Source organism: Flavobacterium sp. JP2137 (genome assembly GCF_050562195.1).
Lineage (GTDB): Bacteria > Bacteroidota > Bacteroidia > Flavobacteriales > Flavobacteriaceae > Flavobacterium.
In genome coordinates, this window is the sequence record NZ_CP191647.1 from 1,754,500 (window position 1) to 1,777,851 (window position 23,352).

Here is a 23,352-nt window from a genome sequence, read left to right on the forward strand (position 1 = left end):
GTCTTTGAAGAAGTAATATAATTTAAGCTCTCCTACCCGAGGGCTTTTGTTGTTAGAAATATAGAAATCGACTTCGGTGGGTTTCAGAATAAAAATTAAAGTTAAACACATCCATATGACACCTATTAGAAATATAGCTATTATTGCTCACGTTGACCACGGTAAAACTACTATGGTTGATAAGATTATGTATTATTGCCAACTCTTTCGCGAAAACGAAAACACCGGTGATTTAATCTTAGACAATAACGATATTGAACGAGAAAGAGGCATTACCATTACTTCTAAAAACGTTTCAGTAACTTATAAAGGAACCAAAATCAACATTATCGATACTCCTGGTCACGCCGATTTCGGTGGTGAGGTAGAACGGGTATTGAATATGGCTGATGGGGTACTTTTAATCGTGGATGCTTTTGAAGGCCCAATGCCTCAAACGCGTTTCGTATTGCAAAAAGCTATTGACTTAGGTTTAAAACCTTGTGTGGTTATCAATAAAGTAGACAAGGAAAACTGTACTCCGGAAGAAGTGCACGAAAAGGTTTTCGACTTGATGTTCGAATTGGGTGCTGAAGAATGGCAAATGGATTTCCCTGCTGTTTACGGTTCTGCCAAAAACAACTGGATGTCTACCGACTGGAAACAACCAACCACTACTTTAGAGCCTTTGTTGGACATGGTATTGGAGCACATTCCCGCTGCTGAAGTTAAAGAGGGAACGCCGCAAATGTTAATCACTTCTTTAGATTACTCAAGCTTTACAGGTCGTATCGCTATCGGTCGTCTATTGAGAGGGGAGTTGAAAGAGGGGATGAATATCTCGTTGATCAAACGCGACGGAAAAATTCAAAAACAAAAAATTAAAGAAATTCATACGTTCGAAGGTTTGGGTAGAAGAAAAGTAGAATCTGTACAAGCAGGTGATATTTGTGCTATCGTAGGTCTAGAAGGTTTTGAAATTGGTGATGTAGTGGCCGATTACGAAAATCCAGAAGGATTGCCGGCAATCACCATAGACGAGCCAACCATGAGTATGATGTTTACCATTAACGATTCGCCTTTCTTTGGTAAAGAAGGAAAATTTGTTACTTCTAGACACATCAAAGATCGTTTGGCTAAAGAATTGGAGAAAAACTTAGCACTACGCGTGCAACCTACGGATAGTGCCGATAAATTCATGGTCTTTGGCCGTGGTGTATTGCACTTGTCTGTATTGATTGAAACCATGCGTCGTGAAGGATACGAACTTCAAATCGGACAACCACAGGTTATCTTAAAGGATATCGACGGGGTTAAATGCGAACCTATTGAAGAGTTGACAATCGATATTCCAGAAAATTTATCTGGACGTGCGGTGGAATTTGTGACTTTGAGAAAAGGAGAAATGTTGAGCATGGAACCGAGAGGTGAGCGTATGGTGGTTAAATTCTTAATCCCATCACGTGGTATTATCGGACTTAGAAACCAAATCCTTACCGCTACAGCTGGTGAGGCTATTATGGCACACAGATTCTTGGAGTACCAACCGTTCAAAGGAACGATATCGGGTCGTATCAACGGATCGTTAATCTCTATGGAAAACGGTAAAGCCATTCCTTATTCTATCGATAAATTGCAAGATCGCGGTAAGTTTTTCGTGGATCCTAACGAGGACATCTATGAAGGACAGGTTATCGGTGAAAACTCTAGAGGTGACGATATGACGGTTAACGTAACCAAAACCAAAAAATTATCGAACGTGCGTTCTTCAGGAGCAGATGATAAAGCGAGAATTGTTCCCGCTATAAAATTCTCTCTGGAAGAAGCGTTGGAATACATCCAAAAAGACGAATATGTAGAGGTAACTCCAAAATCACTTCGTCTGAGAAAGATTTATTTAAAAGAAACGGATCGCAAGAGAACTAAGAACTAATACAACTTGGTCTTCCCATAAATTTAAAGCCTGACTCTGTCAAAAGAGTCGGGCTTTTTTATTGGTATTAGGTGTTTTTATTTTGACAAAAACAAATTATATTTGCGCATGCAGTTATCCGTAATCATTTTAAATTATAATGTCGCTCACTTTTTGGAGTTGTGCATTCGCAGTGTGCAAAAAGCAGTGCTGGGCATGCAGGCCGAAATCATCGTAGTCGACAATAATTCGACGGATAACAGCTCGGCCATGATGCGGGAGCAATTTCCGGAATTGCGCTATATCGCCAATACGGAGAATTACGGTTTTCCCAAGGGGAATAATATGGGGGTGGAGTACGCGCAAGGCGAATACCTGTGCATACTAAATCCAGATACCGTAGTGGGCGAGGATACGTTTAAACAGATTTACGCCTTTACGGCCAAAAATCCCGATTGCGGCATCGTCGGCTGTCGGCTGATCGATGGGGCTGGAAAGTTTTTGCCCGAATCCAAGCGAGGTGTACCCACGCCTTGGGTGGCCTTTACCAAAGTCAGCGGATTGGGTAAGGTGTTTTCAAAATCGCCTTGGTTCAATCGGTATTACGCCCAGCATCTGCACGAAAGTCAAACCGGTCCCACGGCCATACTCGTCGGGGCATTTATGTGGTTAAAGCGCGAGCTGTACCTCGAAGTCGGCGGTTTTGACGAGGATTGCTTTATGTATTCCGACGACATCGATCTGTCGTATATGATTTTGAAAAAGAACAAGGTCAATTACTATTACGCCGATACCACGGTGATTCACTTTAAAGGAGAAAGCACCTTAAAAGACGAAACCTTTAGAAATCGCTTTCAAGAGGCCATGCAGTTTTTCTATAGGAAGCACTTTAAAAAGTCGCTGCTGTTTGACGGGATGATGAAGCTGGGAACGATTTATTTCGCCTTTGTCAAGCAAAATACCTCAGGAGCCAAAAGCGTGAGTCCGGAACAGTATTATCTGCTGTCGGACTGCGAGGAGCTGCGGCAGCGGATTGCCGATAAAACCAATCGCGAAATCACCGCGCTGTCCAGTATCGCCCAATTGAAAAGCACCTTAAAACAAAAGAGGGGAATTTATACGGAAATCATCTTCGACGGCGATTTTGTTTCCAATAAAGCGCTAATAAGCTTGATGAGAGAAGAATCTTCTCGATTTATAACATTTAAGATAAAGCCTTCACAATCGGCCTTCTTAATTGGAAGTAATAATCGGAATGACCGCGGTCAAATAATTCCTTTATAAGCCTTAGATTTTTAAATTAAGGTATAAATACTCGAAATTATTATTAAATTTGTAATTTATATAGCAAAACACAACTTGAGTTTAAAGATATGGCAAAGTTCGAATTGAAATTACCCAAAATGGGGGAAAGTGTTGCAGAGGCAACGATAACAAATTGGTTGAAAAATGTAGGAGATACCATAGAGGTAGATGAGACCGTTTTAGAAATTGCAACGGATAAAGTCGATAGTGAAGTTCCCTCTGAAGTGGCGGGAACCTTAGTGGAAATTTTGTTTCAAGTAGATGATGTGGTTCAGGTTGGACAAACCATAGCGATTATCGAAACAGCTGGTGGCGATGCAGCTCCTGTATCTGCTACAACTGTAGAAGCCGCTCCTGTTGCTGCTGTTCAAAACACCGTAGCCGTAGCTCAAGAAATTACCACGGCTGCCTATGCGGGTTCTGAAAAGTTTTTCTCTCCTTTGGTAAAGAATATCGCCAAGGAAGAGGGGATTTCGCTTGCGGAATTAGAAGCGATTACAGGCACGGGTAAAGATGCGCGCGTAACGAAAAGCGATATTTTAGAATACGTTAAAAATAGAGGTACACAGGCTGCTGCTCCAGCGGTTAAAGTGGCCGAAGCTCCAAAAGCTGCTGCTGTAGCTGCAAAAGCAGTTCCCGTATCGGTAAACGGTGGAGACGAAGTGATTGAAATGGATAGAATGCGCAAGTTAATCGCAGGATATATGGTGCAGTCGGTACAGACTTCGGCACACGTTCAGTCCTTTATCGAGGTCGATGTGACCAATATCGTAAATTGGAGAAATAAAGTGAAAAACAGCTTTGAAAAGAGAGAGGGTGAAAAACTGACCTTTACCCCGATCTTTATGGAAGCGGTAGCCAAAGCACTCAAGGATTTTCCGGGTATGAATATTTCTGTCGATGGCGATTACATCATCAAAAAGAAAAACATCAACTTGGGAATGGCTGCAGCACTTCCCAACGGAAACCTAATTGTACCGGTCATCAAAAATGCCGACCAATTAAACTTGGTGGGTATGGCCAAAGCGGTGAACGATTTGGGCAACCGCGCAAAAATGGGCAAATTAAAACCAGACGATACTCAGGGCGGCACCTATACGGTAACCAATGTGGGAACTTTTGGCAGTGTGTTTGGCACGCCGATCTTAAACCAACCGCAAGTGGGAATCTTAGCATTAGGAGCCATTAGAAAGGTGCCTGCTGTGATCGAAACGCCGGAAGGGGACTTTATCGGAATCCGTCAAAAGATGTTCTTATCGCACAGCTATGATCACCGTGTGGTCGATGGTGCTCTAGGAGGAAGTTTTGTTAAACGCGTTGCGGATATCTTAGAAGCTTGGGACATCAACAGAGAAGTATAATTTTACCAACTATAAAAAAGCGGTTCGAAAGAATCGCTTTTTGTTTTTTAGGGCTGTCGTCCCTTTCGCCTCTAGGTGAATAGCGCAGCCCATACACACGCAATATGAAAAAAGCCCTACTACATTGGAGTACCGGAAAAGATGCGGCCTACGCCCTCCACCAACTGCAGCAATCCGGGCAGTACGACATACTGCGCTTGTCGACCTCGGTTCAACTGGAATACGATCGGGTGTCCATGCACGGCATTCGTCGGGAACTGCTACTGCGGCAAGTGGCGGCCTTGAAAACGAGCTTGCCCTTGGATCTGCTCGAATTGCCGTTTCCGCTGTCTCACGAAACCTATGATGCCCTGATGTTGGAGCAGTGCCTGCACTACAAAGAGCAGGGGATATACCACCACGTATTTGGCGATATTCTCCTGGCGGATTTAAAGGATTTTCGCGAACGCCAACTGAGTAAATTGGGACTCACCGCGGTATTTCCGCTGTGGAACAGACCTACCGACCAGCTGTTGTTGGAAATGATCAGCGCGGGCTTTAAAGCCGTCGTCATCTGCGTCAATGAAACCCAATTGGGCCGCGAATTTTTAGGCAGAACCCTGGACGAGCAATTTTTAAAAGACCTGCCAAAAGGGGTAGACCCCTGTGGCGAAAATGGCGAGTTTCACACCTTTGTATACGATGGACCCCTCTTTGAGAAGCCCGTTGCTTTTCAGGTGGGCGAAGCGGTCTACAAAACCTACGACGCCCCCAAAACAACAGCGGATGCTCAAGCGAAAAAAATCGGCTTTTGGTTTTTAGATTTGTTGTAACCCGGGTATAGCACCCTCTTAATTTACCCAAACAGCCCCACCGCATTGACCATGTTAGAAATCTTATACCAGGACGATTATTTAGTGGCGATTAACAAACCGAGAAACCTCTTGGTTCACAAGTCGTTTATCGCCCGAGACATCAAGGAATACGCCATACAAGAATTGAGAAATCAAATCGGCAAACACGTGTACCCCATACACCGCTTGGATCGAAAAACCACCGGCGTATTGCTGTTTGCCTTGGATAAGGATACCCTTAAACAGTTGAACGACGATTTTGCACAGCGCAAAGTCATTAAAAAATACCTGGCAATACTGCGGGGATACGCAGCTCCGGAAATGACTATCGATTATGCCCTGACCAACGATCGGGGAAACCAGCAAGAGGCGCAGACGTATTATAGGTGCTTGCAGCAGTCGGAGATCGATTTGCCGTTTGCCAAACACCCCACCTCGCGCTATTGCTTGGTCGAAGCCATACCCGAAACGGGGCGAACCCACCAATTGCGCAAGCATTTTAGCCATATTTTTCATCCGATATTGGGCAGCCGACCACACGGTTGTAACAAACAAAACAAACTCTGGCTCGAAACCTATGGTTTAATGGGAATGATGCTACACGCCGTGGAATTGGAATTTACCCATCCCGTTACCTTAGAACGAATTCATTTGAAGGCCAGAATCGACGCGGAGTTTAAAGCGTATAATGCGATTTTAAATTTTGATATGGCGCCCTATATATAAGCGGTCGGAGAGGATAAAACCTTTGACTAACCGTTCAATGGGACCGCAACCGTCTATTAAAAAGGATGTGCACAGCGGACGGTCCAATCACAGTAACCACAAAAGACCTCGGCCGGTATCCGCAAGCCGGGGTTTGTGCATTTTACGCATGGGACTGCAGCAAACCGCCAGTGCAACAAGCAAGAGCGCAGCGGTATTTAATGCGGGAAAAAGCAGAGACCTATTCAAAAATATTTAGTAAATTGGAGTAATGATATAACGCTATTAAAAGGAACGCTATGAATACAGAAAACCAATTGACAAATTTTAATTTTTTCCAGCCTTTAGAAATTCGTTGGAACGATATGGATGCGCTGGGGCATGTAAACAATGTGTATTATATGGAGTACTTCCAGATAGGCCGAGGGTATTATATGAATGCGATGAGTCCGAGTTGGAACTGGATGAAGAATATGTTTGTCATTGCACATATCGAATGCGATTTTCAAAAAGAACTGCGTTTGGATGCCAAAAACCCACAAATCGGCTTGCGGATTTCCCGTCTGGGCAACAAGAGTTTTGACATTGCCTATATCATCATCAGTGAGGGTGCAGACGGAACTGCCGTGGTTCATGCCACTGGAGGGAGTACCCAAGTGATCATAGACATGGAATCGCATCAGTCCATCGCGATACCCAGCTGGTTGCGGGAAGACATCTTCCGATTGGAAACCGGTTTGGGCGCTTAGTCGCGGGGCCGATGATGCGGGCTTTTGCCTGGTCGCCGCCGTTTGTTAGCCGCAAAAAAAAAGACCGTTGACTGGAGCATTGCTCTGATCAACGGTCTTTTTGTTGGGAAATCAGCGGTTTAAAAGGCGTAACTGAGGTTGACGAAAAGGTTTCGTCCCTGACGCGGCAGCTGATTCCAGTCGGCAAAGGTGGTATAATGCGTGTCCAAGATGTTTTCTACGCCCGTTTGCAGCTGTAACCGCTGTTGGTTCCAGTTAAACGCATAACCGACCAAGAGATTCGCTACGGCATAAGCCGCGGTTTGCGCTTCGCCATAGGCCGCTGCAAATTGCGTTTTTAGCGCATTCCCCTCTAGGATCAAGGCCGCATTCAACCGCTGGTCTTTGTATTCCAAGCTGCCGCTATATCTTATAGGACTGATAAACGGCAGGTTGTTTTGGTCCGAATCCTTTCCGTAGTGATAGCTCAGCGCCGCGGACATACGCCACCGCGGGGTCCATTGGTAGGCCAAGGTCCACTGCGCGCTTGCTATTTGCGCAAAGTCCAAACCGACATATCTTTTAACCCCGTCTGCCCCTATGGTCATCGGAATAAAAGCCGTGGGCTTGCCGGCGATATAGTCGCTTAGGTGAAAGAAGGAAGCCGATATTTTCGATTTCCAAGCGCGGTTTTCCCAGCCGATATACGCATTGAATTCCAGTGATTTTTCGTTTTTGAGCTCGGGATTCCCGATATAGTCATAACGGTCTGCACTGTGGAACAAATAAAATCCATAAGCTTCGGAAACCGAAGGGGCTCTCAAGCCATAGGCCAAGCCCGTACCCGTTGTCCAGTTTTGATTTTGGTAGTGGAGGTTTATCGCGACATTGCCCAAAAACCTGTTTTTGCGCTGCGCCATATCGGGATAGAAAATCCGCAGGCTTTCCAAGGCGACATCGTTTTGGATTTGACTGCTTTGCTGACCGATACTCGCGGAAATTAGCAGGCGATGCCGGGTGTTAATCGCATACTGATCTTGTAAGTATAAGCCGTTGTAATTCGTGCGCACATCGGGCCAGGTATACATAAACATCGGCACTTCGCTGGGGTTTTGAGGATACATGGTCATTTCGGCAAGCGAAGTGTTTTGGTACGCATTCCATTGAGCGGTCCACCGATGCTTGTCGCTGCTGCCCGTCAATTTGGAATACAAGCCGTAAGTGGAGCTCCACCCGGGCATGTCCATCCGTATGGGTACGTCGGGGCGCTGGCTGTCGTCCATTCGATGGGTGATGCTGTTGTAATACAACTTGGTCTCCCAGTGCTCGAACGGACCTTGCTCAAAGTGGTTTTCGAATTTGACCGAAGCGATGACGGCTTCTGCCAGCGATACATCCATGGGCAAGGCTGGATAACCGACATCGGTCGCCTTGTCGTAAATAACGGCGGCTTCGATGCGCTGTTGTGGGCGAATGGCATAGCCAACTGTCGAGGAGGCGTTGAGCTTGCGGTAGGAAGAGTAGAGCACCTCTCGATTGCCTCCGGCGCTATAGTTGTCCGCCTCTCTAAAGAGCAGGGAATGGGTGGTGTACCAACGCGCTGCGCTGTACTGGAGGTTTCCACCGATTGTTTTTTGGCGGTTGTTGCTGTCGTAACCCGATTGCAGCCCGCCGCTCCAGTCTGCTTGTTCGGAGAAATGCCCCTTTTTGCTCACGAGGTTTAGTCCGCCGCCAATGGTAGGGCCGTGCTGACTGCCTTGCTGCCCCGATACCAAGTGCACCGCAGCGAGGTTGTTGATTTCGATATAAGAGGTCATCGGATCCATCTTGTCTGTACAGGCATTGAAAATGTGCATGCCGTCGAGGGTGATGGAACTGCGCTCCGTGGGCATGGAATTGATCAGCGGCTCCCAGGCATAAGCGCCTCGCTTGATCAGGGACAGGTTTTTAAATTGTTCCAAATAAGCATCTAAGGACGATAGGGGTTTTAGTGTTTGCGGTTTCGAGGGTTGGATGACCACGATTTCCGTCATCGCTTGAGCCTTTAAGCTGTCTTGAGCAAAACCGTTTGTGCAGCACAGCGGCAAGACACTCCAATACCACAGTTGTTTTAGGTGTTTCATAGCTATGGGATTAAGCGCTGTCGCGACGCGGTCGGACAGCGCTGTTGATGGTGTTTAAAATTCCAATTCAAAAAACAAGCTGCTCGCGTTGTTGTTGTCGTCTACGGCTTCTCCTTTGATCAAGTTACCGTTGGCGTCAAACCATTGCAGGTTGATTTTCCAATAGCCGCTCATGGTGAGGGAGAGTTTTCCGCGGTAGAGCGCATCGGCTGCGGAGGAGGTCAGGGCAAGGTTGTTTGGGGAACTGTGGTTTTGCATGCTCGGCATTCTCGGGTCGATTTGTATATGACCTTCGGATACCAAGGTAAATCGGTCCATAGATTCCATTTTAAACAGGGCAGCACTGAGGTCGTTAATGCCTATTTTTGGGGTTTCGGGTTCAATGAGGGCGAGGACGTAGTTGTTTTTATCTCGGCCTTCAAAGGATTGTATGCGGCGGTATTTGGAAGCAACGACTTCGATAGGGGTCGTGAGCACGGCGGTTTGTGCCTGATCTTTAAATTGAACTTCGAGTTCCCAATAGTTGTCGGAGCCATCTCCGGCCATTTGGAAGAATAGCTGGCCTTCAAAGAGGTCGCCGCGTTGTCCATACGGCTTTAAGGGTAATACCGGTGCCCCGTGCTGCATGCTTTTCATGTGCATGGTCGTTTTCCACTCAGGCGCTGATAGCGGTGCTGTCGCCTTGCTTTTTAACTGAATGATGACGGGGTTGGAACCCACTTGCAATTGCTTTTTTGGACTGTATAGCGCTGCGGTATAGGCAGGGGTAGAAAAGTCTTTAATCAGTTGCCAGCCCTCTAGTGGATTGAGCTCGGGAGGTGTGGAATTCGAATCATCAGCGCTGCAGGAAGTCAGTAAAAACAGGCTGATTAAAAATAGGGATATGGATTTTATATTTTTCATTTTCAGATTGTATTAGGTATAACAAAGTGCTCCTCTAGTTAGAGCAGTATAAAAAAGACGTTATTTTAATACTGGCGATGCCGGAGGCCTGAAAATGGAAAAAATCCCATCGAAGTGATAGCGGGATTGAGGTGGGGTATTCGGTTTTTTGTCTATGGGGAAAAGCGATGGCAGTGCCAGCGCGAAATCGGTAGTCGCTGGAAAGTAAAGCAGTTGAAAGGGAAAGGCGGTGCTGTTGGATACGACCGAGAGCAAGTCGGTTTCTCCGAGGCTTTTCGCCAATTCCTTTTTGAGGTAACAGCGACCGTTACAGTGCAGCTCGGGACGGTCTTTGTTTTCGCATAACTCGTTTTTGATGTAGTCGTAATTGACGACAAACCCTGCAATTGGAAGTACGGGTTTAAAGACAAATACCAATAATATGAGTGCTAAAAAAGGTTTCATCAAGCAGCTTTTTTTGTGGGATCACCGCGAAAATTTCGTCGGCTATACCGTGTAAAAGTCTGTAAATAATCGCTTTAAAGGCGACACAGCCGCAGCGGTGTCCGGCCTTTAAAAATTGTTATAAATTACCGTCAAATATAGTTAAAAAAACGTTTAGTTTGTGTTTTATAGCCCAGAATTGACAAGGAGATTTGTTTAATTGTTAAAAATGTAAGTGCTTTTTATAAAATGGCTTGGTCGCTGATAAAATGTTGGTGTAATGGGGGTTTTGTGTGTTCATTCGGCAGTATAGCCATTGAAGGTAAGTTTTTATACGATTTGCAGCAGATTCCCGTTAAGGGTGCAGCGTATTTGGTCTCTTTGCGGTCGCGATCACTGCGGTATCGCGGCTGTTTTTAGAGCCATAATCGGGGAGTCATAAAAATAGAGGAGTTGGTTTTAAACAATACAGTCGGCAGGGTGTGGAAGCCCTTAATCGTTTTAATCTTTATCTGGAGTCCGGTAAACAGCTGGACTCAAGTGGATTCGACCTATATCAAAGCATTTGAATTTCAATATGCCGCGAGAGGCTATGTTGCGAAGAACGCACTTTCCCTGATTATTGACCATAAAGATGAAACGGAAACGATCTTTGCACCCAATAATCCAGTCAATTTGGGATTGGGCTTCTCTTGGAAAAACTCTTCCCTGAGTTTTGGATATGGTTTTTCTTCGATGCGAGATCGGGAAAAAGGCACAACCAAAACCCTCGATTTGCAATACCACCATTATGGGGAGCATTGGATATTGGATTTGTACGCCTTGAGAAACCGGGGTTTTTATGAGGAAACCGGAGGGGTGATTGACTTATATCCCGATTTGCAATCGTCGCTTTACGGGATTTTTTCACAATATGTTTTTTCGGGTGATAAGTTTTCTTTTGGCGCTGCATTTGACCAGAATAAAATACAGGTCAAGTCTGCGGGCAGTTGGCTTATTGGGGGCAATGTGTATTATACCCGAGTGAAAAAACTACCGCCGATAGACGATATAGAGGTCGGCGGCGATACCTGGAATTTACAATTGGGACCCAATGGCGGATATGCGTATTCGTGGGTGTTTTTGCCCAATTTTTATTTGGCGGGCTCGCTTTCCATCGGAATCAATGTGGGCTTTGAAGACGAGCAAGGAATAGACCAGCGCAAATTCTTGGTGAATCCGCTGCTTTTTGGAAGGATTTCTGTCGGCTACAACGGCCCCGATTGGACGGTGAATATTTCCGCGCTAAACAACAAGGTCTACGTCAAATTTGGCGATGAATACCAAACGAGTTTAGGCAGTAATCAGTTTAAATTGACTTTTGTAAAGCGTTTTGACCTTAAAAAGGAAATCCCCTTCTTAAAAAGCGACCTGAGATTTCCACGGCTGCGGTCGAAGGACATATCCGATAAAACCAGCAGCTATAATCGGTAAGCGCTTCCGATACGCCAAGCGACTTTGTCGCTATTCCAGCCCTTGCGGCTTTTAACAATCTTAACAGTATAAAAATCGCGCGAACAAATGCAGTTCGGACCAAATTCTCTATATTTGTAAGAACACAAATATTTACAATGGAACTTAAATTACACAGACCCATTTGTTTTTTCGATTTAGAAACGACCGGAGTGGATGTAGCAAAAGACAGAATAGTTGAGATTTCAATTCTAAAAGTATATCCCAACGGGAACAAAGAGAGCAGAACCTGGTTGGTGAATCCCGAGCGACCAATTCCGGCAGAAACCTCGGCCATACATGGAATTACGGACGAGAGGGTAGCGAATGAGCCGACGTTTAAACAGTTGGCAGCACAGGTTTACAACATGATCAAGGACTCGGATTTGGCGGGTTTTAACTCCGATCGCTTCGATATTCCGCTTTTGGCGGAGGAATTGTTGCGCGCTGAGGTGGATTTCGATATGAAAAACCGCGTTTCCGTTGACGTTCAAACGATTTTTCACAAAAAAGAAGAACGCACCCTAAGTGCGGCCTACCGCTTTTACTGTAACGAGAGCTTGGAAAACGCACACTCGGCAGAGGCGGATACCAATGCGACCTACGAAATTTTAAAGGCGCAATTGGATCGCTACAGCGATTTGGAAAACGATATGAAGGCGCTGTCCGAGTATACTACCCGAAAAAAATCGGTGGACTTTGCCGGTTTTATCGCTTTGAATGCCGAGGGACAAGAGGTGTTTTCCTTTGGTAAACACAAGGGAGCCCTGGTCGATGATATCTTGGAAAGAGAACCCGGCTACTTCGGTTGGATACAAAATGCAGACTTCCCCCTATATACTAAAAAGGTATTGACGGCTATCAAGTTGCGAAAATTGAACAACAAATTTCAATAGCCCCGATAGCAGCGATATCCTTTTGCATCACGTGAGTGTGCAAAAGATAAAGCGGATAGCGGGTTAAAGCTCCAAAAAAAATGAAAATAATTTGTATTGGAAGGAATTATGTCGAACATATTTCTGAGTTAAATAACGAAACACCTCAAGAACCCGTACTGTTTTTAAAGCCCGATACCGCTTTGATGGGAAGGGAGCAGGATTTTGTGATTCCGGATTTTTCCGATGAGATTCACTACGAAGCGGAAATCGTCGTAAAAATCAATAAAGTGGGTAAGTATATCGACGAAAAGTTTGCTTCGCGTTATTACGATTTGATCAGTCTGGGGATCGATTTTACGGCCCGAGACCTTCAAACGGACCTCAAGGCGAAGGGACTGCCCTGGGAAAAGGCAAAGGCCTTTGATAATTCTGCGGCAGTGGGCAATTTTTTGCCCAAGGAAAACTGGCAATCGCTGAGGCAAATCGATTTTGCACTGGATATTAACGAACAACGGGTACAAAGTGGGAATACCCAACAGATGATTTGGAACATCGACCAAATCGTCGCTTATGCCTCGCGTTTCTTTACCCTAAAAACAGGCGATTTGATTTTTACCGGAACTCCGGCAGGAGTGGGAAAGGTGTATCCGGACGACCTGTTGGAAGGTTATATAGGAGAAGAAAGAGTATTGACCATCCAAGTAAAATAATTATGGCGCTATATTACAATCTGGGTTCCCTGTACGAAAAATACCACAACGATGCGAATTTGGTACAGGATTATTTGACGGATTTCTGCAAAGAAGCCTCGAAAATGTTGAAGAAAATGAAGTTGGGAATTGAAGATAAGGACCATGCTGCAGTTCGAAAATGGGTGCTGAGAATGCAGCCGAATTTGGAGTTTTTAGGCATCGATGAAGGTTTTGAAGAGGGCAATAGCATCTTGGAATGGGCCGATCGTTCGGGTAAGAAAAAGGAGGTAAAAGAGATTTTTAAGGCCTTTAAAGTACATGTAAAAAACGCGACTAAAGAGCTTAAAAAAGACTTCGTTATTGCGAAAAAACTACGCGAATGAAGGCGAGTATTATCACTATAGGCGATGAGATTTTAATCGGTCAAATCGTCGATACCAATTCGGCATTTATCGCCAAGGAATTGGACGATTTGGGCTTTCAAGTGGTTGAAATACGGACGGTTTCGGATGAGGCCGCGGCTATTGATAGCGCGATGGAGCAACAGCTCAATCGGGTGGATTTGGTCGTTTTAACCGGTGGTTTAGGACCGACAAAAGACGATGTGACCAAACGGGTTTTTTGCGATTTCTTCGCCGATGAATTGGTCGAAAATACCGAGGTATTGCGCTTCGTGACTCAGCTGATGGAAAGCTATTACAAAAAGCCGATTTCGGCGATCAATAAACAACAGGCTTGGGTGCCGTCTCAGGCGCATATTTTGCGCAATCGGGTGGGGACGGCTCCGGGGATGTTGATGCAAAGGGAATCGACTTTTTATGTGTCGCTGCCCGGAGTGCCGTTTGAAATGAAAACCATAGTGACGGAAGAACTCTTGCCGTGGCTCAAAGCGCGTTTCTCCGGTCAGCACCGCTTGCATAGAAACGTGATGACTCAAGGCATAGGCGAGAGTTTGTTGGCGGAGTATTTGGAAGTTTGGGAGTCCGCTTTGCCCAAGGGCATTTCCCTGGCTTATTTACCCAGCCCGGGTCGGGTGCGTTTGCGTTTATCGACTTCCGGAAGCGATCGGCCGCTGTTGGAAGCCGCGTTGCAACAACAATTAAATCAGCTGCCAGCAGCCGTCATTCCTTACATCAGCAGTTTCGAAGATGAAACTTTAGAAATTACTGTGGCAAAATTATTTGATAAGTCAAAAAAAACCATTTCTTTTGCAGAAAGTTGTACGGGCGGAAGATTGGCACAATTGTTTTCATCGATTCCCGGCTCATCTGCATATTTTAAAGGGGGTATAGTTACGTATGCTACCGAGTCGAAAATTGATATTCTAGGTGTTTCTGCTGAAACCATTGCTAAAAATTCCGTGGTTAGTGGAGAAGTAGCAGTAGAGATGGCCCAATTGGCCCGCCTAAAGTTCAAATCGGACTATGCGATCGCAACAACCGGAAATGCGGGTCCCAGCAAAGGGGATTCTAATGCCGATATCGGCACAGTTTTTATAGGGATTTCCACGCCAAAAGGAACTTTTTCCCAAGAGTTTTCCTTTGGTCAGCCCAGAGAAAAGGTTATAGATGCAACCGTTTTAAAAGGCTTGGAGCTGATTTATAAGGAAATATTAAAAAATGTGTAAAAACATTTTGTTTAATACGTTTCTTTTTTGTTACTTTGCACCCTGATTTTGAATAATGAAATAAAAGATAAAAAATAATGTCAAGAGTTTGTGAAATTACTGGAAAGAGAGCAATGGTAGGAAACAATGTTTCCCACGCGATGAACAAAACTAAGAGAAAGTTTTCTGTTAACTTAGTTAAAAAACGTTTCTATATTGCTGAAGAAGACAGATGGGTTACATTAAAAATCTCTACATCTGCGTTAAAAACAATTAATAAAAACGGTATCACTGCTGTGTTGAAAAGCGCAAAAGCAAAAGGATTAATTAAGTAATTAATTTAGAATACCTAAAAAAAATAGAGCACAATGGCAAAGAAAGGTAACAGAATTCAAGTAATTTTAGAATGTACGGAGCACAAGGGAACAGGTCTTCCAGGAACTTCTAGATACATCACGACAAAAAACAAAAAAAATACTCCAGACAGATTAGAGATTAAAAAATTTAATCCAATCTTGAAGAAAGTAACTATTCACAAAGAAATTAAATAATTAGTAGTCATGGCAAAGAAAACCGTAGCAACTTTAAGAACCTCTTCAAAAAGGTTGACAAAAGCTATCAAAATGGTTAAATCTCCAAAAACAGGTGCTTATACTTTCGTTGAAAGCGTTATGGCTCCAGAATTTGTTGATGATTTCTTGAAAAAGAAATAATTAATCGATAGAATCGAACTATACAGAAAGCCGCTTTTTTTAAGGCGGCTTTTTTGTGTTTAAACCATTCGGTAATGCGGATTCGTCTATTCGCGGATGCGCGGATTCGCCTTGGGTTGTGGTGAATTTGAGAGGAGTACTTTTTTAAAAAGGCTGATTCATCCATTCGCAGATGCGCGGATTCGCCTTGGGTTGTGGTGAATTTGAAAAGGCCTACTTTTTAATTCGGAAACTACGATACTTTACGGAAACTGGCGAATACGCGAATAAGCAAATCCGCAAATCAACGCATCTGCCTACTTCCTTAATTCCGCAACCGAAATACTTAACGCAACTCGGCGAATAAGTAAATCAACGAATCCGCGAATAAGCAAATCAACGTATCATCGAATCCGCCTACTTTTTTAATTCGGAAACTACGATTTTTTTAATTCGGAAACTACGATACTTTACGGAAACTGGCGAATAAGCAAATCAACGAATCATCGAATCCGCGAATCAACGCATCATCGAATCCGCAAATCAACGCATCTGCCTACTTCCTTAGTTCCGCAACCGAAATACTTAACGCAACTCGGCGAATAAGCAAATCAACGAATCATCGAATCATCGAATCCGCCTACTTTTTTAATTCGGAAACTACGATACTTTACGGAAACTGGCGAATACGCGAATAAGCAAATCCGCGAATCAACAAATTTGCATACTTCCTTAATTCCGCAACTGAAATACTTACCGCAGCTCGGCGAATAAGCAAATCAACGTATCATCGAATACGCAAATAAGCAAATCCGCAAATCAACGCATCTGCCTACTTCCTTGGTTCCGCAACCGAAATACTTACCGCAACTCGGCAAATCATCGAATCATCGAATCCGCGAATCAACGCATCTGCCTACTTCCTTAGTTCCGCAACCGAAATACTTAACGCAACTCGGCGAATAAGCAAATCAACGTATCATCGAATCAACGCATCTGCCTACTTCCTTGGTTCCGCAACCGAAATACTTACCGCAACTCGGCAAATCATCGAATCATCGAATCCGCGAATCAACGCATCTGCCTACTTCCTTAATTCCGCAACTGAAATACTTAACGCAACTCGGCGAATCATCGAATCAACGTATCATCGAATCAACGTATCATCGAATCAACAAATTTGCCTACTTCCTTAATTCCGCAACTGAAATACTTAACGCAACTCGGCGAATCCGCAAATCAACGAATCCGCAAATCAACAAATCTGCATAGTTCCTTAATTCCGGAACCGAAATACTTAACGCAACTCGGCGCATTTGCGAATCAACGAATCCGCGAATCCGCAAATCAACGCATCATCGAATAAGCAAATCAAGTTATCCGCAAATAAACTAATACACTCTTTTAAAAAGGATATACTTAAATTCTTTATCTTTGTATTTCAAACATCTGATACCATTATGAGTTTTTTTAAACGGTTGTTTTCCTCAGAGAAAAAAGAAACATTAGACAAGGGACTAGAAACATCTAAAACGACTTTCTTCTCTAAATTGACTAAGGCGATTGCCGGTAAATCAAAAGTAGATGACGAGGTTTTGGACAATCTGGAAGAGATTTTGGTTTCTTCGGATGTGGGCGTCAATACGACCTTAAAAATTATCGAGCGCATCGAAGGACGCGTTTCCAAGGATAAGTATGTGGGTACAGACGAATTGAATGTAATTCTCCGTGAGGAGATTGCTTCGCTCTTGTCGGAAACCCAATCGGGGGAAGCGACGGAATTTGTAATACCTACCGATAAAAAGCCCTATGTGATTATGGTTGTGGGCGTCAATGGTGTGGGTAAGACCACGACAATTGGAAAGCTCGCATACCAATTGAACAAGGCGGGATATAAAGTGGTGTTGGGAGCGGCAGATACCTTTAGAGCTGCGGCGATCGATCAGCTCCAAATCTGGGCCGACCGCGTAGGTGTTCCCATCGTCAAACAACAGATGGGGAGCGACCCGGCTTCGGTGGCCTTTGATACCTTGCAGCATGCGGTGACGCAAAATGCCGACGTGGTGATTATCGATACCGCAGGGCGTTTACACAACAAAGTCAATTTGATGAATGAGTTGTCCAAGGTCAAGCGCGTGATGCAAAAGGTCGTGGACGATGCACCGCATGAGGTGATGTTGGTCTTGGACGGTTCTACCGGACAAAACGCCTTTGAGCAGGCCAAGCAGTTTACCGCAGCGACCGAAGTCACCAGCTTAGCCGTAACCAAATTAGACGGTACTGCCAAAGGCGGTGTGGTGATTGGAATCTCCGATCAATTTCAAATTCCGGTAAGATACATCGGGGTTGGTGAGGGTATCGAAGATTTGCAAGTGTTCAACAAATATGAATTTGTGGATTCGTTCTTTAAATAAAACGGTCAGCAGTCTATGATGGCGATTGCCATGAGCGCGCTATTTACAATTACTAAGTGGAATTTACCACTTTAAATACTAACAATATGAAGAGAATGCTATTTGCATTGCTTCCCGTTTTATTTTTGCTGGGAAGCTGTAACCAATCGATTTCGGAATCAGATCTCAAAGATATCAACGGCTATTGGGAAATTGAAAAAGCCGAGATGCCCGATGGGGAAGTCAAAACCTATACGATCAATACGATGATCGATTATTTTGAGATTGAAAACAACAAGGGCTTTCGTCAAAAGGTGATGCCGCAAGTCGATGGCGATTACCTGACCAACGAGGTTCAGGAAACGATTGAGATCGTCGTAGTCGACGGAAAGACGCTGATGAAGTACCACACGGAATTTGCCGATTGGCAGGAAGAACTGTTGGCGATTTCAAAAGAGGAATTAGTCGTTCAAAACGAACACGATATTAAATACTATTACAAAAGAGCAATTCCCTTTTCAAAAAAGTAATCCATGGCCAAGAGATTTAATGCAGACAAGAGATTAAGAGAAGAGAATTCCATTCAAGACGTTTTAAAGGTGATTATTAGAGGGAACAACCTCGAGGCTGGAATTGACAATATCGACGTAAGAGCGGCTTGGGTGAGCCTTTTGGGCCCCGGTATAGCCAGTTATACGACGGATGTGTTTTTAAAGCGCGAAACCCTATATGTAGCCTTGACTTCGCCAGTAGTGCGCGAGGAATTGTCTTACGGAAAAGAAAAGATCATTAGAATGATCAACGAAGAATTAAAAAAGGAAGTCGTCAAGGACTTGATTTTGAGATAAAAAAAAACTTCTGAGCGATCAGAAGTTTTTTTTTGCCTTTATGTCGGATTAGAATTGCTCTCTTCCCGCAAAGTGAAATGCGCCTTCGATAGCGGCATTCTCATCACTGTCAGAACCGTGAACGGCATTCTCTCCAATTGATTTAGCGTATTTTTTACGGATTGTTCCCTCAGCTGCATCAGCAGGATTAGTAGCTCCGATTAATGTTCTAAAGTCTTCAACTGCGTTGTCTTTTTCCAAAATTGCCGCAACTATAGGACCTCTTGACATGAATTCAACTAATTCGCCATAGAAAGGTCTTTCGCTGTGAACTTCATAGAATTTTTGAGCATCAGCAACGGTGAGTTGCGTCAATTTTAATGCTACAATTTTAAAACCACCTTCTGTGATCATGTTTAAGATTCCGCCGATGTGTCCTGCTGCTACTGCATCAGGCTTAATCATTGTAAATGTTCTGTTAGTTGCCATTTTTTTAAAATTTAATTGGGTACAAAAATAGTATTTTAACCGATTACTTTTACAGTTAGAATAAAAAAGCGATAAAAAAATAACGCGCTTTATTCCGCTTGTAAAATATGGGGTTATGCGTCATTTACTGCAATTTACAAAATGTACCTGCCCTGTGCAAGTATATAATGTCGGACTCGATCTTACTGCTGCAGATCGGTCGTTGGATTATTTGATGTCGAGCAAGCGTTTCGCCAAATCGATCATCTCGGGATTTCCCGTATATTTTTTGCGTTCGTCCGAAAGTTTGACCACATCGATCCAATGCGCACCTTCGGGAAAGGCTTGTTTCATCTTAATGACAATATTCATGGCGGGCAGTCCCACATCATTGGTAAAGTCGGTGCCGATTCCAAAGGATATTCCGATTTTGCCTTTGCAGTATTGTGCAATTCGCTCGACCTTTTCGGGGTTGAGTCCGTCGGAAAAGATAATGTATTTCGAAAGGGGATTGATGCCCAAACTTTGATAGTGCTGTATGGTCATATCTGCAAACTCCAAAGGATCTCCGCTGTCGTGGCGAACCCCGTCGAACAGCTTGGCGAATTTTTTGTCGAATTGCTCAAAGAAAACCGCACTGGTATAGGTATCGGTTAGGGCAATGCCCAAATCGCCTCTATAGGTGTCTACCCAATGTTCCAATCCCATGGAGTTGGCCATCTTAAAACCGTATTTTGCCGCGTGAAACATAAACCACTCATGGGCATGTGTGCCTATGGGTTTGGTTTGGTACTTCATCGCCAAATGCACATTGCTCGTGCCGATAAAAGTGCCTTCGCCATACTTTTTTAAGGAGGAGACAACCAAGTCGTGCACCTCGTAGGAGTGCCTTCTGCGCGTGCCAAATTCGGCTATGGTAATGCCCAATTTGCGGTAGTTTTCAATCTTCTCTTTGGCATGGGCAATCACGAGTGCGTCCGGTTCCCGTTTTTGCGGCGTCATCAGATAATAGAGTTCACAAATTATTGACATCAGGGGGACTTCCCACAAAATCGTGCGGTACCAATAGCCGGACAAGCTCACTTCAAGTGCTTGGCCCTCTTGTACGATCTGTACTTCCTTGGGATCGTAGCGGTAACCCTGTAAAAAATCCAAATAGGTCGGATCCAAGTACGGACAGGTTTTTTGTAGATACTGCTTTTCTTCTGTGCTCAATTGCAATCCCGCCATCTGATCGACAGCCCGTTTTAAGCGCTCGGCAAAACCCGCGGGAAATCGATGCTGACCCCGATTGATAAAGACATAGGAAGCCTTGGCATAAGGAAACTTTTTGATGGCCGCATGCTGCATCGTAAATTTGTAAAAATCATTGTCTAAGATAGAGTGAATGATACAATCTGGAGATGAATTCATAAGAGGGAAATTGGTGATGATAAGATACGATTTTTTTTTCGCCCCGTCGATACTGCTGCGATTAAATTAAGATATCGCTCTCCAAATCCGATTTCTCGATTTCGAAGTCGAATTCCAAGCGATCCATTAGTTCCAAAACCAGTTTTTTATACCAGTTTTCCGACTTGGGATGGATGTATATCTTTTCGATCAAGCGGTGGATGTCTACGTGAATCTTAATGCCGTCATTGACCGATAGGTTGAGCGGCGTGACATCCGATATGACGCGAATCTCCTTTTCGTACTGAAAGCTCTTGCGCTTGAATAGAAATGGAAAAAAGGAGTCGTTAAAGGGAATGTGTTCTTTTTTGTAATCGATATAATTGACCTCCCCTATGTATTGGGGAATCCGATCTTCCGATTCCAAGGCTTGCTGTAGGCGACCCAAAGTGGATTGAATCGCCAAGCCTTCATTGTTTTTGGTGAAGATTTGCCACATGGCAAAAGATTCGTATTCGTTGATGTGCCAACTGCTGATAACCACGTTTTTGCGATGCGATTTATAGAAATCCAAAAACTCGGGTTTGTCGATGGCTATTTTTTTGATTTCCTCATAGGTAGGCTCGCTAAAGGTGCCTTCGTATTGGTCTTCAAACTTGTCCGAACGCGACATAAACATTTTCTTGGCCAGTAATAAGTCTAAAAACTTAGACAAATCGATATATTTCCAGATAATGGTATCGGGATCGGCTGGCAAGGTAATGTTGTTGTTCGGTATATACATTTATTGGTGTTTTTCTAAGCTCTGTAAAGATACTAAATTTGCGTAAGTTCCCTTGCGACTCAATAAATCGTCGTGCGTACCCTGTTCAATGATGCGTCCCTTTTGCATTACCACGATCAAATCTGCCTTTTGAATGGTCGACAATCGGTGAGCAATAACCACGGAGGTTCTGTTTTTCATCATGTTTTCAATCGCGTCTTGAACCAGTTTTTCACTTTCGGTATCCAAGGCAGAAGTGGCCTCATCCAAAATCATTATAGGGGGATTCTTCAATACAGCCCGTGCAATGGATAAACGCTGTTTTTGACCGCCGGAAAGCTTATTGCCCGAATCGCCAATATTGGTATCGATACCCAGGGGTAAGTCTTTGACAAATTCATAGGCATTGGCAATTTTCAAAGCCTCCAAAATCTCCTGATCCGTGGCGTCTTCTTTGCCGATCATCAGGTTGTTTTTAATGGTGTCGTTAAACAGTATGCTGTCTTGGGTTACCAAGCCGGTCAACCCCCTTAGGGAATGCAAATCCAGGTCGCGCAATTCGATGCCATCTATGGTGATACTGCCGCTGTTGATATCCCAAAAGCGGGTGAGCAAATTGGCAATGGTGCTCTTTCCGCTGCCCGATTGTCCAACCAAAGCCACGGTTTGTCCCTTGGCAATCTTTAAGGAGAAATCGGTCAAAACCGTTTCCTCATCGTATTGAAACGAGATGTTTTGCAGGTTGATTTCGCGCTCAAAAGCGGTTTTAACCACCGCGTCTTTTTTGTTTTGAATCGGATTGCGCTCTTCGAGTATCTCCAAGATACGCTCGGCAGCGGCATCGCCGCGTTTTAAGCTATACATACCCTTGGAAATCGCCTTGGCAGGCGTGAGTATGTTGTAGGCCATGGCTATATATCCGATAAAAGCCGCTCCAGAAAGAGACTTGTCTACCAAAACCATGGTACCGCCAAACACCAACAAAACCGCAATGGTCACTATACCTAAAAATTCGCTCAACGGAGACGACAGGTTCTGGCGGTTGAGGATCTTGTTGTTGAGATGGAAAAAACTCAAAGTCGACTCTTGAAATTTATCGTTGAATCGCCTTTCGGAATTAAACCCCTTAATCACCTTTAAACCCGCTAGGGATTCCTCGATGATCGACAGAAAATATCCCTGCTCTTCCGACGCTTTTTGCGAACTCTTTTTAAGGGTTTTGCCCAATTGTGAAATGATAATACCCGATACTGGAATAAAGATAAACACAAAAAGGGTTAGCTTGGTACTGATGGCGAACATGGCGATTATGGTAAACAAAATCGTCAAAGGTTCGCGAATGATGATTTCGAGTATGGAGAGAAAGGAATACTGTATCTCCAATACATCCGAAGTCATTCTGGAAATGACATCGCCCTTGCGCTTTTCCGAAAAGAAAGAAAGCGGCAATTCGACCGTTTTCTTATACATGGCATTTCGGATGTCTTTTAAAACCCCATTTCTCAAAAAGGTAATAAAATACATCGCCAAATAGTTGCAGAGGTTTTTTAATAAAAATAGCGATATGATGACGCTAACCATTATCATCAAGGTGGTTTGCGGACCGTGATCGCTCGAATAGGTCGTGATAAAATAACCCATGCTCTCTTCCAAATACGACTTTAGTCCACCGATTCCCGTGTATACGGGTTTTTCGACGACCTTTTTCGTCTCGTCAAAGAGCACCGTCATCATGGGAATCAGGGCTATAAACGACAAGGCGCTGAACAGGGCGTATAAAATATTAAAGAAAATATTTAGATACGCATACTGTTTATACGGTTTCGCAAAGCGAAAAATCTTTTTAAAATATTCGTTCATTCTCGGGGGCTGTATATA

At 44.1% G+C, this 23,352-nt stretch carries 24 protein-coding genes; 17 read left to right on the forward strand and 7 right to left on the reverse strand.

Annotated features, from left to right (window positions below; translation table 11 throughout):
• Positions 1 to 115: 115 nt before the first annotated feature.
• The 6 genes from typA to ACQZ43_RS07520 all read left to right on the forward strand — a co-directional run bounded on the left by typA (position 116) and on the right by ACQZ43_RS07520 (position 6,844).
• Positions 116 to 1,912: a translational GTPase TypA gene (typA, locus tag ACQZ43_RS07495; RefSeq protein WP_430615412.1), complete on the forward strand. Its 1,797-nt coding sequence runs from the start codon at positions 116 to 118 to the stop codon at positions 1,910 to 1,912.
• A 108-nt stretch (positions 1,913 to 2,020) separates the two neighbouring features.
• Positions 2,021 to 3,175 (forward strand): glycosyltransferase family 2 protein, encoded by a 1,155-nt coding sequence (locus ACQZ43_RS07500; RefSeq protein ID WP_430615415.1) that lies wholly within the window; start codon positions 2,021 to 2,023, stop codon positions 3,173 to 3,175.
• A gap of 89 nt (positions 3,176 to 3,264) precedes the next feature.
• On the forward strand, positions 3,265 to 4,557 hold the full coding sequence (locus ACQZ43_RS07505; protein ID WP_430615417.1) for a dihydrolipoamide acetyltransferase family protein: 1,293 nt from the start codon (positions 3,265 to 3,267) through the stop codon (positions 4,555 to 4,557).
• Positions 4,558 to 4,661: 104 nt separating this feature from the next.
• Positions 4,662 to 5,369, forward strand: a complete 708-nt coding sequence (locus ACQZ43_RS07510; RefSeq protein ID WP_430615420.1) for an ATP-binding protein — start codon at positions 4,662 to 4,664, stop codon at positions 5,367 to 5,369.
• Between the two features lie 51 nt (positions 5,370 to 5,420).
• A complete protein-coding gene (locus ACQZ43_RS07515; protein ID WP_430615422.1) occupies positions 5,421 to 6,116 on the forward strand; it encodes a pseudouridine synthase in 696 nt (231 codons plus the stop codon).
• A gap of 278 nt (positions 6,117 to 6,394) precedes the next feature.
• Positions 6,395 to 6,844, forward strand: coding sequence for an acyl-CoA thioesterase (locus ACQZ43_RS07520; RefSeq protein WP_430615425.1), 450 nt, complete (start codon positions 6,395 to 6,397; stop codon positions 6,842 to 6,844).
• Between the two features lie 119 nt (positions 6,845 to 6,963).
• Here ACQZ43_RS07520 and ACQZ43_RS07525 read toward each other — a convergent pair whose 3' ends face one another.
• Genes ACQZ43_RS07525 through ACQZ43_RS07535 form a run of 3 tightly spaced genes read right to left on the reverse strand, consistent with a single transcriptional unit; the run spans position 6,964 to position 10,293 of the window.
• Positions 6,964 to 8,946 carry a TonB-dependent receptor gene (locus ACQZ43_RS07525; RefSeq protein WP_430615426.1) on the reverse strand — a complete coding sequence of 661 codons (1,983 nt, stop codon included), beginning with the start codon at positions 8,944 to 8,946 and terminating at the stop codon, positions 6,964 to 6,966.
• Positions 8,947 to 9,000: 54 nt separating this feature from the next.
• Positions 9,001 to 9,849: a hypothetical protein gene (locus tag ACQZ43_RS07530; protein WP_430615429.1), complete on the reverse strand. Its 849-nt coding sequence runs from the start codon at positions 9,847 to 9,849 to the stop codon at positions 9,001 to 9,003.
• A gap of 60 nt (positions 9,850 to 9,909) precedes the next feature.
• Positions 9,910 to 10,293, reverse strand: coding sequence for a hypothetical protein (locus tag ACQZ43_RS07535; RefSeq protein WP_430615432.1), 384 nt, complete (start codon positions 10,291 to 10,293; stop codon positions 9,910 to 9,912).
• A 432-nt stretch (positions 10,294 to 10,725) separates the two neighbouring features.
• Here ACQZ43_RS07535 and ACQZ43_RS07540 point away from each other — a divergent pair, with 432 nt between their 5' ends.
• The 11 genes from ACQZ43_RS07540 to ACQZ43_RS07590 all read left to right on the forward strand — a co-directional run bounded on the left by ACQZ43_RS07540 (position 10,726) and on the right by ACQZ43_RS07590 (position 18,872).
• Entirely contained in the window at positions 10,726 to 11,745 is a 1,020-nt protein-coding gene (locus ACQZ43_RS07540) for a DUF4421 family protein (RefSeq protein WP_430615435.1), read from the forward strand.
• Between the two features lie 137 nt (positions 11,746 to 11,882).
• Positions 11,883 to 12,659 (forward strand): exonuclease domain-containing protein, encoded by a 777-nt coding sequence (locus tag ACQZ43_RS07545; RefSeq protein ID WP_430615437.1) that lies wholly within the window; start codon positions 11,883 to 11,885, stop codon positions 12,657 to 12,659.
• An 80-nt stretch (positions 12,660 to 12,739) separates the two neighbouring features.
• Positions 12,740 to 13,351 (forward strand): fumarylacetoacetate hydrolase family protein, encoded by a 612-nt coding sequence (locus ACQZ43_RS07550; RefSeq protein WP_430615439.1) that lies wholly within the window; start codon positions 12,740 to 12,742, stop codon positions 13,349 to 13,351.
• 2 nt (positions 13,352 to 13,353) lie between these two features.
• Positions 13,354 to 13,716: a histidine kinase gene (locus ACQZ43_RS07555; RefSeq protein WP_430615440.1), complete on the forward strand. Its 363-nt coding sequence runs from the start codon at positions 13,354 to 13,356 to the stop codon at positions 13,714 to 13,716.
• On the forward strand, positions 13,713 to 14,960 hold the full coding sequence (locus ACQZ43_RS07560; protein WP_430615442.1) for a CinA family nicotinamide mononucleotide deamidase-related protein: 1,248 nt from the start codon (positions 13,713 to 13,715) through the stop codon (positions 14,958 to 14,960). Before ACQZ43_RS07555 ends, ACQZ43_RS07560 begins: the two co-directional genes overlap by 4 nt.
• Before the next feature lie 77 nt (positions 14,961 to 15,037).
• Positions 15,038 to 15,274: a 50S ribosomal protein L28 gene (rpmB, locus tag ACQZ43_RS07565; RefSeq protein WP_430615444.1), complete on the forward strand. Its 237-nt coding sequence runs from the start codon at positions 15,038 to 15,040 to the stop codon at positions 15,272 to 15,274.
• Between the two features lie 33 nt (positions 15,275 to 15,307).
• Positions 15,308 to 15,490, forward strand: coding sequence for a 50S ribosomal protein L33 (gene rpmG / locus ACQZ43_RS07570; RefSeq protein WP_219294818.1), 183 nt, complete (start codon positions 15,308 to 15,310; stop codon positions 15,488 to 15,490).
• A 9-nt stretch (positions 15,491 to 15,499) separates the two neighbouring features.
• Positions 15,500 to 15,652 (forward strand): DUF4295 domain-containing protein, encoded by a 153-nt coding sequence (locus tag ACQZ43_RS07575; protein WP_430615446.1) that lies wholly within the window; start codon positions 15,500 to 15,502, stop codon positions 15,650 to 15,652.
• 1,439 nt (positions 15,653 to 17,091) lie between these two features.
• Positions 17,092 to 18,045: a signal recognition particle-docking protein FtsY gene (gene ftsY, locus ACQZ43_RS07580; protein ID WP_430615448.1), complete on the forward strand. Its 954-nt coding sequence runs from the start codon at positions 17,092 to 17,094 to the stop codon at positions 18,043 to 18,045.
• 86 nt (positions 18,046 to 18,131) lie between these two features.
• On the forward strand, positions 18,132 to 18,554 hold the full coding sequence (locus tag ACQZ43_RS07585) for a lipocalin family protein (protein ID WP_430615450.1): 423 nt from the start codon (positions 18,132 to 18,134) through the stop codon (positions 18,552 to 18,554).
• 3 nt (positions 18,555 to 18,557) lie between these two features.
• Complete coding sequence (locus ACQZ43_RS07590; protein WP_430615452.1) at positions 18,558 to 18,872, forward strand: DUF721 domain-containing protein; 315 nt, start codon at positions 18,558 to 18,560, stop codon at positions 18,870 to 18,872.
• A gap of 48 nt (positions 18,873 to 18,920) precedes the next feature.
• Here the strand turns inward: ACQZ43_RS07590 and ACQZ43_RS07595 are convergent, their stop codons facing one another.
• The 4 genes from ACQZ43_RS07595 to ACQZ43_RS07610 form a co-directional block, all read right to left on the reverse strand.
• A complete protein-coding gene (locus ACQZ43_RS07595) occupies positions 18,921 to 19,340 on the reverse strand; it encodes a nucleoside-diphosphate kinase (RefSeq protein WP_253473143.1) in 420 nt (139 codons plus the stop codon).
• Positions 19,341 to 19,547: 207 nt separating this feature from the next.
• Complete coding sequence (pncB, locus tag ACQZ43_RS07600; protein WP_430615454.1) at positions 19,548 to 20,732, reverse strand: nicotinate phosphoribosyltransferase; 1,185 nt, start codon at positions 20,730 to 20,732, stop codon at positions 19,548 to 19,550.
• 61 nt (positions 20,733 to 20,793) lie between these two features.
• Entirely contained in the window at positions 20,794 to 21,495 is a 702-nt protein-coding gene (locus tag ACQZ43_RS07605; RefSeq protein ID WP_430615456.1) for a hypothetical protein, read from the reverse strand.
• Positions 21,496 to 23,334, reverse strand: coding sequence for an ABC transporter ATP-binding protein (locus ACQZ43_RS07610; RefSeq protein WP_430615459.1), 1,839 nt, complete (start codon positions 23,332 to 23,334; stop codon positions 21,496 to 21,498). It lies immediately after the preceding gene.
• Between the last annotated feature and the right edge of the window lie 18 nt (positions 23,335 to 23,352).